Source organism: Brachyspira pilosicoli (assembly GCF_019402445.1).
GTDB lineage: Bacteria > Spirochaetota > Brachyspiria > Brachyspirales > Brachyspiraceae > Brachyspira > Brachyspira pilosicoli_B.
The window spans coordinates 1-12,790 of sequence record NZ_SRZM01000395.1 but is presented as its reverse complement, the minus strand read 5'-3'; the positions used below and the strand labels follow the sequence as shown (position 1 = coordinate 12,790).

Annotated in this window: 12 protein-coding genes and 1 tRNA gene; 7 read left to right on the top strand and 6 right to left on the bottom strand. The window is 27.1% G+C overall.

What is annotated here, in order from left to right; all coding sequences use genetic code 11:
• Positions 1-128: 128 nt before the first annotated feature.
• Positions 129-587 carry a ComF family protein gene (locus tag E6A48_RS11295; protein ID WP_219710407.1) on the bottom strand — a complete coding sequence of 153 codons (459 nt, stop codon included), beginning with the start codon at positions 585-587 and terminating at the stop codon, positions 129-131.
• A 65-nt stretch (positions 588-652) separates the two neighbouring features.
• Positions 653-1,156 (bottom strand): hypothetical protein, encoded by a 504-nt coding sequence (locus E6A48_RS11290; RefSeq protein WP_219710405.1) that lies wholly within the window; start codon positions 1,154-1,156, stop codon positions 653-655.
• Positions 1,157-1,663: 507 nt separating this feature from the next.
• Here E6A48_RS11290 and E6A48_RS11285 point away from each other — a divergent pair.
• Complete coding sequence (locus tag E6A48_RS11285) at positions 1,664-2,611, top strand: hypothetical protein (protein ID WP_258018613.1); 948 nt, start codon at positions 1,664-1,666, stop codon at positions 2,609-2,611.
• Positions 2,612-2,645: 34 nt separating this feature from the next.
• Here E6A48_RS11285 and E6A48_RS11280 read toward each other — a convergent pair.
• Positions 2,646-2,719: transfer RNA gene (locus tag E6A48_RS11280), tRNA-Ile, on the bottom strand.
• A 249-nt stretch (positions 2,720-2,968) separates the two neighbouring features.
• On the opposite strand from E6A48_RS11280, the gene cysS reads away from it, so the two are divergent.
• Together cysS and E6A48_RS11270 are read left to right on the top strand one after the other, a co-directional pair.
• Positions 2,969-4,378: a cysteine--tRNA ligase gene (cysS, locus tag E6A48_RS11275; protein WP_219710401.1), complete on the top strand. Its 1,410-nt coding sequence runs from the start codon at positions 2,969-2,971 to the stop codon at positions 4,376-4,378.
• On the top strand, positions 4,353-5,249 hold the full coding sequence (locus tag E6A48_RS11270) for a ribonuclease H-like domain-containing protein (protein ID WP_219710399.1): 897 nt from the start codon (positions 4,353-4,355) through the stop codon (positions 5,247-5,249). The genes cysS and E6A48_RS11270 overlap by 26 nt, the downstream gene beginning before the upstream one ends.
• Positions 5,250-5,251: 2 nt before the next feature.
• Here the strand turns inward: E6A48_RS11270 and E6A48_RS11265 are convergent, their stop codons facing one another.
• From E6A48_RS11265 to recG, 3 genes are all read right to left on the bottom strand, one after another.
• Positions 5,252-6,403 carry an iron-containing alcohol dehydrogenase gene (locus E6A48_RS11265; protein WP_219710398.1) on the bottom strand — a complete coding sequence of 384 codons (1,152 nt, stop codon included), beginning with the start codon at positions 6,401-6,403 and terminating at the stop codon, positions 5,252-5,254.
• A 410-nt stretch (positions 6,404-6,813) separates the two neighbouring features.
• Positions 6,814-7,704 (bottom strand): cysteine hydrolase family protein, encoded by an 891-nt coding sequence (locus tag E6A48_RS11260; RefSeq protein ID WP_219710396.1) that lies wholly within the window; start codon positions 7,702-7,704, stop codon positions 6,814-6,816.
• A 592-nt stretch (positions 7,705-8,296) separates the two neighbouring features.
• Complete coding sequence (gene recG / locus E6A48_RS11255) at positions 8,297-10,369, bottom strand: ATP-dependent DNA helicase RecG (RefSeq protein WP_219710392.1); 2,073 nt, start codon at positions 10,367-10,369, stop codon at positions 8,297-8,299.
• 174 nt (positions 10,370-10,543) lie between these two features.
• On the opposite strand from recG, the gene rpsF reads away from it, so the two are divergent.
• The 4 genes from rpsF (at position 10,544) to E6A48_RS11235 (ending at position 12,633) form a co-directional block, all read left to right on the top strand.
• Positions 10,544-10,876 (top strand): 30S ribosomal protein S6, encoded by a 333-nt coding sequence (gene rpsF / locus E6A48_RS11250; RefSeq protein ID WP_014933851.1) that lies wholly within the window; start codon positions 10,544-10,546, stop codon positions 10,874-10,876.
• Between the two features lie 31 nt (positions 10,877-10,907).
• Positions 10,908-11,345 carry a single-stranded DNA-binding protein gene (locus E6A48_RS11245; RefSeq protein WP_219710390.1) on the top strand — a complete coding sequence of 146 codons (438 nt, stop codon included), beginning with the start codon at positions 10,908-10,910 and terminating at the stop codon, positions 11,343-11,345.
• A 24-nt stretch (positions 11,346-11,369) separates the two neighbouring features.
• Positions 11,370-11,711, top strand: coding sequence for a 30S ribosomal protein S18 (rpsR, locus tag E6A48_RS11240; protein ID WP_219710388.1), 342 nt, complete (start codon positions 11,370-11,372; stop codon positions 11,709-11,711).
• 103 nt (positions 11,712-11,814) lie between these two features.
• Positions 11,815-12,633 carry a thioredoxin family protein gene (locus tag E6A48_RS11235; protein WP_219710386.1) on the top strand — a complete coding sequence of 273 codons (819 nt, stop codon included), beginning with the start codon at positions 11,815-11,817 and terminating at the stop codon, positions 12,631-12,633.
• The last annotated feature ends 157 nt before the right edge of the window (positions 12,634-12,790 follow it).

The window sequence follows — 12,790 nt, the reverse complement described above, 5'->3', positions numbered from 1 at the left end:
TTTTTTTTTCTAATAAATTGATTTTATGGTCTATCATAAACGATTCCTTTTTGCTGATATAGTAAAAACAGCAATTAACTAATAGTAATAGAGAAATTTATTTTTGTCAAATAATTATTAATTATTTATTACTCAAAATTATAATTTCTATAGCAAAATACTATCACTTCTATATCTGTAATATTATTTTCTTTTAATAATTTTATAAGCTCTTTTAATGTGGCACCAGATGCATAAACATCATCTATAATAAGAAGTTTTTTATTTTTAATGTTTTCTATATTTTTAATTGTAAAAGCATTTTTTATATTGTCTTCTCTTTCTTTTAATGTTTCCAATACTTTTTGCTCTTTTATATTATTGTTTAATAGGATATCATCAGATTTTTTTATATTAAGCGTTTTTGATATTACATCAGCAAAAAAACTCATAACATTATTATTTTTATTTGATGGCACATATAAAAGCAAATCAAAATTAGTATTTAAATATTTATAGCAATTAAAAAAACTTTCAAATATTAAAGGAGTATTATTTATATTTTCTTTTTTAAAAGCTCTAAGTTCATCTCCAAGCTCTAAATCCAAATCACCAAGAGCAGATACTCTTATATTATTATCTAAATAAAAAGTTTTGTATGGTTTAAAAATGTTTATTGCCTTTTTTTGTTTATTATAATATATGTTAAAGCTATATAAATAGAGTTTAGAATTATTCCTTTATATCCATTAATTAAAGAATTAAACCACATATCATAATTAAATATATTTAGTAATAAAATAGATGAAAACCTTGCTGCTATAAAAGATAAAATAGATAAAATAATGATGTAATTACTGTTTTTAAAAAAATGCTTAATAACTGATATTAATAAAGAATAAACTATTCCTTCAAATATTAAAAAATACAAAATAGGTACATTAGGCATTTGAAATATTAAATAGTTTACAAGTGGGGATAATATTGAAAGAGCTATTAAATAAATTGGGCTTAGAATAAAAGTGCCTATAGATAAAGCAAAAAATATAGGAAGAAACTCTGTGCCTTTAAGTCCTACAAAGTGTACAGCAATAGGAGATATTATACTTACTGCTATTAAAGATATAAGAATTAAACTTTCTGATTTTATTTTTTTTATAGCCAAACTACTAATCATAGTCTTATTCCTTATGTTATTTATTTAAAGTTATAAATAATATATCATAATATAGAGTTTTTTTAAATATAGTGAAAAAATATCTGCACTTTTCGCGAAGCGTACCCGAAAGGCGAAAACTTTGACGAAGTCCGCACAGCGAAGGCGGGAAAAAGTTGAATAAAAAACTTATATAACAAAATTTTATGTATGTACTATTATCAATTGAATTTTTTTGTTTATAATATAATATATTTGTCTATGGAAACAATGTATAATAAATTTTTAAATATCATAAATACGGACATCACTTTAAATAAAAACTTGAAAATATTACTTAGTATATTTGCAATACTATTTTCAAATGTGCCTTTATATATATATTTATTTAGTATTGATATAATAGAAGCAAATACATTGATTTTATTTGTTGTAAAAAGCTATCCTTTTTCATTTTTTTATTTATTTTGTTTTACTATATTTTTTCATACAGACGTATTAAAAATTAAAACAATAGTAATGACTTTTTTGTCTTTTTTGCTAATAAGTTTACTGTTATTTTCTTTTCATTTTATGTTTAATTATGTTACAATGCCTCCGTATGATTCTGAAGATTTTTATGTTATTATAAATAATTTGGTATTTGTGCCTTGTATATTTTTTATTATAATGATTATTTCTTATATAAATTTTGATTTAAAAGACACAAAAAATATATCTGAGTTTTTTACTATGGTCGGAGAGACTTTCTCTTGGCTTTTTATTATTAATACAGCAAGCAGTGTTTTAGTTTCAATAGCATATTTTTTAATTTTTATAGTAGGTGCTTCTTTAGCTTCGTTAGTTTATTCTTATGATGAGGCGGGATTTATATTTGCAAAAATTGCTATTTCTTTAATAATATTTTTATATAGTTTAGCTTTATTTGTATCTTATTTTTTATATAGAAAAACTAAGTCTATTATATCAATATATTTATCAAGAATGATTATGATATTTAGCTTGATAATTATATTTATACTTTTTATCGCATTATTATCTGCAGAGTTTAGACCTTATGCAAATACAGTTAGTTTTGTGGTTTATAATATAGCACTTTCTCTTATGATGATTAATCTTTTGTTTACAAGGCTAGATAAAAAGGCTACTATATTAACTAAGATAATATATTGTTTGGTTGTAATTTCTATATCATTATTGGATTTAATTATATTCAGCACTATAATATATAGAATTATAAATTATGGCTTTTCTATGAGTAAACTTATACTTTTAATAAATTGTATATTGTTTTTAGCACATCTTATTTATATTGCGATTAACGTTGTAAAAACATTTAAGACTTCATTTGAAGAGTGCATTGTAATGAAAGATATATGTATAGACAATACTAAGCATATGATATTTATTTATATTTATTTAGTATGGTTTTTGATTATATGCTTTGTTCTACCGTTTTTCTTTGCTAGCATGTGAGATTGATTAATTAAGATTTTTAAGGGGAAATAAGTGGGCCAGCAGGGACTTGAACCCCGGACCCGATGATTATGAGTCATCTGCTCTAACCGACTGAGCTACTGGCCCCTATTATTTTGTTTGTTTTGATTTTGCTATTCTATAGCAGACTATTAAAAAAGTCAAGAGTAAAAGCAGTATTTTTTTTGTTTAATTTAATAATATAATTTGTAATTGTATTAATTGTGTTATTTTAATTGATAATATGTAATTTTAGTTTGCAAAAAGAGCCCTTAAAAACCTTGACAAATAAAGCCTTTTAAGTAAAATGGTAGAAATATTTTTATTGAATAGAGTTATTATTAAGGAAATAGTTTTATGATTAAGTTTTATAATTCATTAACTAGGCAAAAAGAAGAGTTTAAACCGATGAATGAAAAAGAGGTTGGAATGTATTCTTGCGGACCTACGGTTTATAATTATGCTCATATTGGTAATTTTAGGGCTTATATATTTAGTGATTTGGTGAGAAGAGTTTTAGAAGATTATGGATATAATGTAAAGCTAGTAATGAACTTAACAGATGTTGATGATAAAACTATAAGAAACTCAAAAGAAAATCATATATCATTAAGTGAATATACAAAAAAATATAAAGAGGCTTTTTTTGAAGATATAAAAACTTTAAGAATAAAGCCCGCAACAGTAAACCCTTCTGCTACAGAACATATAAAAGAGATGATAGATATAATAAAACTTCTAGAAAAAAACGGTCATACTTATGAGGCAGACGGTTCTATATATTTTAAGATAAGCACATTTCCAGAGTATGGTGAATTAGCTAACCTTGATAAGCAGGAATTAAAAGAGGGAGCTTCTGGAAGAGTTTCAAGCGATGAATATGATAAAGAAAATGCAAGCGACTTTGTACTTTGGAAAGCATACACAGAAGAAGACGGAGATGTTTATTGGGATTCTCCTTTTGGAAAGGGCAGACCTGGTTGGCATATAGAATGCTCTGCTATGAGCTGCAAATATTTGGGCAAGCATTTTGATATACATACTGGAGGGGTTGATAATAAATTTCCTCATCATGAAAACGAAATAGCACAAAATGAGGCTGCTTTTAATGAGAAGTTTGTTAACTATTGGCTTCACTGCGAGCATTTAATTGTTGATGGAGAGAAGATGTCAAAGTCTAAAGGCAATTTTTATACTCTTAGAGATTTGCTTAATAAAGGTTTATCTGCTGAGGCTATAAGATATTCGCTTATGAACTCTCATTATAGAAAGCAATTAAACTTTACTATAGAAGGAATCAATCAATCTCAAAGTGCAATAGACAGAGTTAATGATCTTATATTTAGACTTAAAGATGTTAATAAAACTGATGCTGATGATAATGCTGTAATGAAAGAACTTGAAGAGGCTAATAAAAACTTCTTTGAATCTATTTATGATGATTTAAATGTTTCTGAGGCTTTGGGAGTATTTTTTAGTTTTATAAAGAGTATAAATATTTCTTTTGATTCTATTAATGTTAGTTCAAGAGATGCTATAATAAAGTTTATAGAGAGAGTAAATAATATAATAAACTGTTTTAATATGAATGGTGAAAAAGAAATAGAAAGCTCAGAAGAAGAAAAAATTAATAAACTCATAGAAGAACGTACTTTAGCTAAAAAAGAGAAAAATTATAAAAGAGCAGATGAGATAAGAGATGAACTTAACAGTATGGGAATAGAGATAATGGATACACCAAATGGCGTTAGATGGAAAAGAAAATAATAATATAATAGATTTAATTACTAATACTTATCAGCATATAAGCGGTATTGGTCCTAAAAAAGAAGCCCTACTTTGGGAAGAAGGTTTAAAAGATTGGCAAAGTGCATTAAAAAATATTAATTATTATGCAATGCCTAATTCTATAAGAGAAGCCTTAAAAGATGAACTTCCCAAATCTATATATAATTTGAACTCAAAAAATTATGATTATTTTTTAAAGAAGTTTCCTAATCAAGTATTATATAGACTTTATCCTATGTTTATGGATAAAACTGTGTTTTTGGATATAGAAACTACAGGTATGAAGCCTGCAAAGTCTTATGTTACAGTGATAGGCTGTTATGACGGTAAAGATATGCAGGTGTTTATTCATGGAAAAAATGAGAGAGATTTTCTAGATTATATAAAAAATTATTCTATTGTTGTTACTTTTAATGGTTCTTGTTTTGATATACCATTTTTAGAGAGATATTTTAATACAAAAATAAAATGTGCTCAGATAGATTTGCGTTTTGTATTAAAGGACTTGGGTTATACCGGCGGATTAAAAAAAATAGAGAAAGATGTTGGCATTGATAGGGGAGACGATATGCTTGGTGTGAATGGATACACCGCCGTTTTGCTTTGGAATTATTATTTAGATACTAAAGATGAAACAGCAATAGATTCTCTCATACATTATAATTTGCTTGATACTATTGATTTAGAATATTTATTATGTCTTGCATACAATAAATATGCTGAAAAATATAATACTACTCTTTTAGAATATAAAAAGCTTCCTTCTGTGAGTAAATATAAGCCTAATAAAAAATTAATAGACTATCTTCACAAACACCCTCATAAATATTCACCTAAAAATGATGATTAAAATTAATAAGCTTGGTCTAATATTGTAGTGATAGCATCATACGTCATAGCTTTAGGAAGTTTGTCCATACCGCTGTAAGTTAAAGCTATACTAGCAACATTATTAAATTTGCTTCTATCCATATTTATTTCATTAAGTCTTCTAGGTAAGTTGAGGTCATGAAGAAGTTTTTTAATATATTCACCGCTTTGGCTTGCTATTTCAAAAGGAGTCATTTCAGGGTCAACTCCGTTAATGAAATCTGCAAGTATTGTATATTTATCAGGTACAACAGGTATATAATATTCCATAATATGCGGAAGAAGCATTGAAGAGATAATGGATTTATTAACATTATACATATTATTAATAGCAATAGATAAAGCCCTTGAAGCCCCAAGACTAGCATTAGAACTAGCCATAGCACACATCATATTAGCCATAGCTATATTTGATATATTGTCTACATTTGAGCTGTCTAATATAAGTTTACTTAATCCTTTTATGCTTAATCTCATAGCATTTTTAATAATAGGAGCATTAATTTCATTTAGAGTAGTGCTCATATACAAGTCAAAAGCCATAGCAAATACACTTAAAGCACTGCTTATAGAATATTTTACAGGTACTGTTGTATATAATGCAGGGTCTATTATACAATCACTTGCATATATATTTTTATCAGTAGATTCTTTGCATATTCCATCATATTTATCTACCAAATACATTCCAGTAGTAATTTCTGATAAAGAACCAAGTATAGTAGGCACGCTTATTAATGGGAATGGCTTATGATATACAGTTTGACCACCAACATAATCTGAAGCTTCTCCGCTATTAGTAACTACAACAGAAGCACCTTTAGCTATATTTTGAACTTTAAATCCTCCTATAGCAACTATACATTCTGCTTTACTATATCTTACTAAATTAGCTATAACATCTGAAGCATCACTATTAGAACTTGAACCTACTTTAGAATAAACCATAACATTCATTAGATTATCTTCTAATTTGCTTACTATTCTATCTATTACGCCTATTTGATTGAAAGAGTTTCCATCTGTTACAACAACAACTCTTCCGCCGTATTGTTTAATTGTGTCATGAAGACATTCTATAGAATCAATTCCGAATTTTATTCTAGTTGGTAATTTAAACTCTATTATAGCCATATTTACTCATCATAATAAAAATTAATTTTACTGCATTAATTCTCGGAAAAAGTATGTTTATTTTTTAAGTTAAATATTATTTTTTGTGTATAGTGAATATTTGGTAGTTTGTGAAAATATTTGTTTAATTTTTATTTTTGCATTATTTTTGGGGACTAGTCCCCAAACCCCTACTTCTTTTGGTGACCCAAAGAAGCAAAAAGACTGCATTTTATGAAATATCACCCAAAACATATTTTATTATTTATATATATTTTTATTATATATGAAATTTAAATATTTGCATTTTTTAAACTTTGAATAACTCCGCACCGCGACCGAAGGGAGTGCCTGCGACTGAAAGAAGTACCTTTAGGTATGGGTGCGAGCGGCGGGAAAAAGAACAATAAAAAAAATTGATAAACTAATAATTATATCTCTATCAAGTTTATGCCGTATTTCTTCGACAACTCTTTATACTTCAAATTGCATTTTATTTCATCGCCTATTGAACTGCAGCAATTCATCATCACATAAAGCTTACTTCTAACACTGCTGTCATACTCTTCGCATAATTGCTTAACAGTTTCATAAACGCAATAATCTTTTGCCTCTCCGCATATATATATTTTATCATAATCTTTCATTGTATAAATCCAAGTATGAGAATTATTAGAAGTATATTTGCTTACAACTTCTTGTTTTATAGCTCCATACATTTCGCTGAATTTATCTGTGCCTTTAACTATTCTATTAACTGAAGTATTTTTTGCTCTCTCATAAAAAAGAAGCATATTAGATAATTGTTTTTCTATAAGCCAGCCGTCTGTAGCATATATACAATGATAAGGCCAAACAATTAGGTTTTGACTACCTTGTGATTTTAATGTTCTTACATAATCAATTTGAATATCTTCAAAAACAGGTATTACTTCTTTATTTTCTATTTTTTCTATTGTAATTTCTGTAAAAGGATTAACATCATTACCTTCTTTATCTTTCCATAAACAAGGATGAAATATAGCATCATATCTATGAGTGTCTATTGTAGTGTATATTGCTGAAATTGAGTTTATATTTTCAAAAATAAATTTAGTTATTCTTGAAATATCTTGTTTAGCTCCGCGTACAGGCAATGCCCCTTTTTCTGTATCTACAAAATCTCTCTGTGCATCAACTATAAGCATTGCATAATTATTTTCAGATTTTTTATTATCGCTACTACTAGCAAACTCTTCTGCCAATTTATATATATCGCTTTGTTTGATTGGGTTTTCTTCTTTAGCTATATAATCTTCGTTAACTATTTGTTTATATTCCATAAATAAATCCCCTTATACAAGCTTATTTTATATACATGATAATATAATAATAATTTTTGTAAAGCATTTTTGTTTTATAATTAATTATTTTAGTATATGGCTAAGCTATAACTCTTATATTTAATTTTAATAAAACTAAAATATTTGCACTTTTTGGTTCTTTTGACGAAGTCCGCACCGCGACCGAAGGAAGTGCCTACGACCGTAGGAAGTACCTTTAGGTATTGGTGCGAGCTGCGGGAAAAAGAACAACAAAAAATTGATAAAAAATAATTGTTTCAATGTATTATAAATATTTTTTAAACTCATTAAAATTTATTTTTTATGTTTTTACTTATTTCGGGGACTAGCCCCCGAATTTGGTATTGGTATAAAAGAACCAAAAGAACTGCATTTTATAAAATCTACCTTTAGGTATATGTTAAATTTTAGATGTTATATTACATCTAAGATATATTGTAAAATATAAAGTTGTAGTATTTGCACTTTTTGCAACTTTCGGGAAAAAGTTGAATAAAATAAAAACTTATATAATTAAACATAAAAGTTTTAAAACAATTTATATAAACAAGTTTTGAGTTCAATAAAAAAACTAAATATTCATTTCTTTCTTTAAATAATTCGCTTTAATAACAAAGTCTTCATTCTCTCTAAAAAACTCTTCTCTATCAAGCTTCAATAATTCTCGCATCTCATCTTTTGCCTTACGCATAATCTCAGCATCTTTTACAATATTTCCAAGCTTAAAATCTGCTATGCCGCTTTGCTTATCTCCCAAAAACTCTCCAGCACCCCTAAGCTCTAAATCTTTTTCAGCTATCTTAAAACCATCAGTAGTTTCGCATATTACATTAATTCTCTCTTTTATTATATCATTAAGCTCGCTATGAAGTATTAAGTAACAATAGCCAAGTTTATCGCCACGCCCAACTCTTCCTCTAAGCTGATGAAGCTGCGATAATCCAAAACGCTCTGCACCTTCTATTAATATTGTCGTGGCGTTGGGGTTGTCTATACCTACTTCAATTACCGTTGTTGAAAAAAGCACCTTTATCTCACCATTTGAAAACCTATTCATAATATATTCTTTCTCTTCATCTTTCATCTTACCATGTATTATTTCTATGTTAATGTTTTCAAAATAGGTTTGCTTAGCCCTCTCAAACTCGCTCGATAAAGTAATTATACTGCTGTCATCATTCTCTATAAAAGGAAAAACCACATAACCCTGCTCACCTTTTGCTATTCTGCTTTTTAAAAACTTATAACAATGGTCTCTTTCGTATAACTCTTTATATTTGGTAAGCACGCCCTTTCTTCCTTTCGGCATGCTCTTAATAATAGATAAATCCAACTCTCCAAATAAAGTTAAAGCCAAAGACTGAGGTATTGGAGTTGCTGTCATTAATAGATAATCAACATTATTTCCTTTTGATAATAATTTATTTCTCTGATTAACTCCAAATCTCTGCTGTTCATCTACTATAGCATAAGCAAGATTTTTAAATACAACTTCATCATATAGTATAGAGTGCGTTCCTACTAATATATGAGTTTTGCCTTCTCTAAGTCTTTTTAATGTATATGCTCTTTCATTCTGACTAACAGATGAAGTAAGTATATCTATTTTTATAACATCTTCTAAGTTGGCATTTTTTATTATTTTTTTAAAAGTATAATAATGCTGAAGTGCTAATATTTCTGTGGGAGCTAAAAAGGCTGTTTGAAAATTAGATTCTGTTGGTATTAATGCAGTTAAAAATGCCACAATAGTTTTTCCAGCACCAACATCTCCCTGAAGAAGCCTAAATAATTGCCTATTAGAAAACATATCTTTTTTTATCTCTTCTATAGCATTATTTTGGTCATCTGTAAGATTAAATCCTAAACTTAATTTCACCCTATCTAATAAATTACTGCTATTATACCTTTCTTCTTTTATAAGTATATTTGGCCTTCTCTCGCTTAAATGTATATACTGAAAAGTTAAAAACTCTTCAAAAACTAAACTCTCTCTTGCCTCTTCCAATGCCTCAAAAGATGTAGGAAAATGCATCTCCATTATAGAGCTTACAAAACTTTTTAATCTGTATTTTTTCTTGATAACCTTTGGTATATCATATTGCATGTTCTTTTCAAATTTTTCTAACTCACTTACAATTAAAGTTCTTAATTTTTTTTGAGATAGCCCTTCTGTAAGCGGATATATAGGCACTATTTTTCCATAGGATAAAGAATTAGAAGAAGGCTTTTCAAACTCCACAAACCTGCATTGCACCTTCCCTCTCATATTGCGTACAAACTTCCCTGTAAGATATAATTTTGCTCCTTTAGTTGCTCCAGCAGGAACACGTCCGCCATATATAGGAACTTCGCATAATGTGATGCCGTCTGTTACTATTATTAATGGCTTCTTTCTAAACTGAAAAGTAAAACTGCCAACATCTATAACTTCAACATACACCACAGAGTTTTTATCTGGATTTTTTAATGCTTCATTTATCTTTAATGTGTTTCTTCTGTCATCATATGTTCTTGGGAAAAATGTTATTAAATCATAAAGTGTGAATATATTTTTTTTAGCGAGTGTTTCTGCGTATTTTGGACCTACGCCTTTTACATATTTTATATCTGTAGTAAAAATCTCTTTATTATAGTCTTTCATATAACAACCATTTTATATTAATATATATTATTTCAGCATAAAATTCTATACCCAAATTTATATAATAAAATTCATTGACTTTTTAGCAAAAAAATATATAATCGCTAGAATAAAAATAATATTAAATACTTCGCTTCGTAAAAATATGAAGCCTTGTCCAAGGAGTTTACAAAAATGAGAGAATATGAAATTCTTTTCGTTACAGAGATAAATGACTCTGTACATCAAAAAGCAAAAGAACATGTCAAATCAATCCTACAAAATTATCATTGCGAAATCTTCAATGAATCAGATTATGGCATTCACAAGCTAAGCTACCCTATTCGTAAAGTAAATGAGGGTAAATTCTATTTCTATCATTTCAAATGTGATGGTAAAAGCTTACAAACAATTGAAAAAGAATTAAGATATGAGCTTAGTATATTAAGATTTATAATAGTTCGTTTAGATGAAATTATGCAAAAAAAAGAAGTTAAAAAAGAAGAATCTAATAGTCAAGAAGCATAATTATTCATCAATCTAAGAGGCTTAAATTATTATGTCAGATGTAAATAATGTAACTTTAATAGGCAGACTTACTGCTGACCCAATGCTAAAATATTTGCCAAGCGGAAGTGCTGTTGTAGAATTTTCTATAGCAAATAATTATTATGTAAGCACTAAAAATGCTAATGAGGTTAACTATTTTGATGTAGTTGCTTTTGGTAAAACAGCAGAAACTATAAGCAAATATTTAACTAAAGGCAAACAAATAGCTATTAATGGTTCTTTAAGACAGGATAGATGGCAAGATAAAGATACAAATACTACAAAATCAAGAATTAGAATCATAGTTAATAGTATGCAAATGCTAGGTGCTAACACTCCATCTAGCGGAATGGATACAACATATACTCCTTCTGCTTCTGTTGGAGGCGGTATGTCTGATGGTATTGATATAGGTAGTTTTTCTGACGATGATGATGTACCATTTTAATTAAATATTTGAGGAGATAAAATAATGGAATTAGAAAACACAGAAAATATAGAAAATACTTCTACTAATGAAGAAGAAAATAAAGTTAAAGCTGATAAAAAACAGCATTTTAACAAAGAAGTAAATGAAAAAGATGCAGCTAGCAGAAAAAAATTCTTTAAGAAAAAAATATGCTATTTCTGCAAAAACAATATTGATGTATTAGATTATAAAGACATAAAATTATTAAAAAAATATGTTAAAGAAAGTGGAAAAATCATACCTAAACGCTTAAATGGTACTTGCTCTAAACATCAAAGATTAGTTACTAAAGCTATAAAGAGAGCTAGAAATATTGCTCTTCTTCCTTATGAAACTAAATATTAATAATTAGTTTTATATAAATACTTGATAATAAATAACAGTCATTATATTTTATATATGATGGCTGTTTTTTTATACTGAATAAAAAATAAATTAGGATATATAAATGAAAAATATTTTTACTATAGCATTTAGTATATTATTATTGTCTTGTAATAATAATCAAAATACACAATTAATAAATTGGGAAACTAATTATAATACTGCATTAGAAAAAGCTATAAAAGAAAATAAAACCATAATGATAGACTTTTATACAGATTGGTGTACAATTTGTAAGATAATGGAGACGAATGTTTATTTGGATAAAGACATAGTTTCTAATATTAATTACAATTTTGTGCCTTTAAAAATTAATGCTGAATACAATGATAAAAATATAAAACTTCTTACAAACCAATATAATATTAGTGCCTTCCCTACTACAGTTTTTATAAATACAAATAACTTTATTATAAAAAAGATATTAGGCTATATTGATACAAATGATTTACTTGAAGAGATAAAAAATATAGAAGAAAAAAAAGAAAACATTAATAAGGAGTTTTCAAATGATAATCCAACAGTAGAAAAATTAAAAATATATATAGACTCCGAGTATTATAAAGAAGCAATGGAAATGTATGACATATTACTAAAAGAAAACAAAATAGAAAAAGAAGACATACCAACATATTTAGTAGATATAGGAACACTTTTATTTTATAATGAACAGTTTGATGAAGGTATTAAATATTTTAATGAAGTATTAAACAATCATAGTAATTCTCAAAAACTATATGAAGCTATATATTTTAACGGCATTTATAAAATAATTATGGGAAACAAAGAAGAAGGAATAAACTATCTAAAAAACTTTACTAACAGCATAACAAATGATGAATTAAGAAATCAATATATAGAAGCGATTGAATATTATAAATAAGAGTTATAAATAATATACTTGTTTCAAAACTAAATTAATAAATATTGATAGTGATTAAATTTTTAGTGTTTTAAATTTATAGTTGGGGCTTTGCCCCCTGCGAAGCGTGCCTGTAGGGTAAAACCCAAGTTCTTTTGCCGATAGGCACCTACTTGGT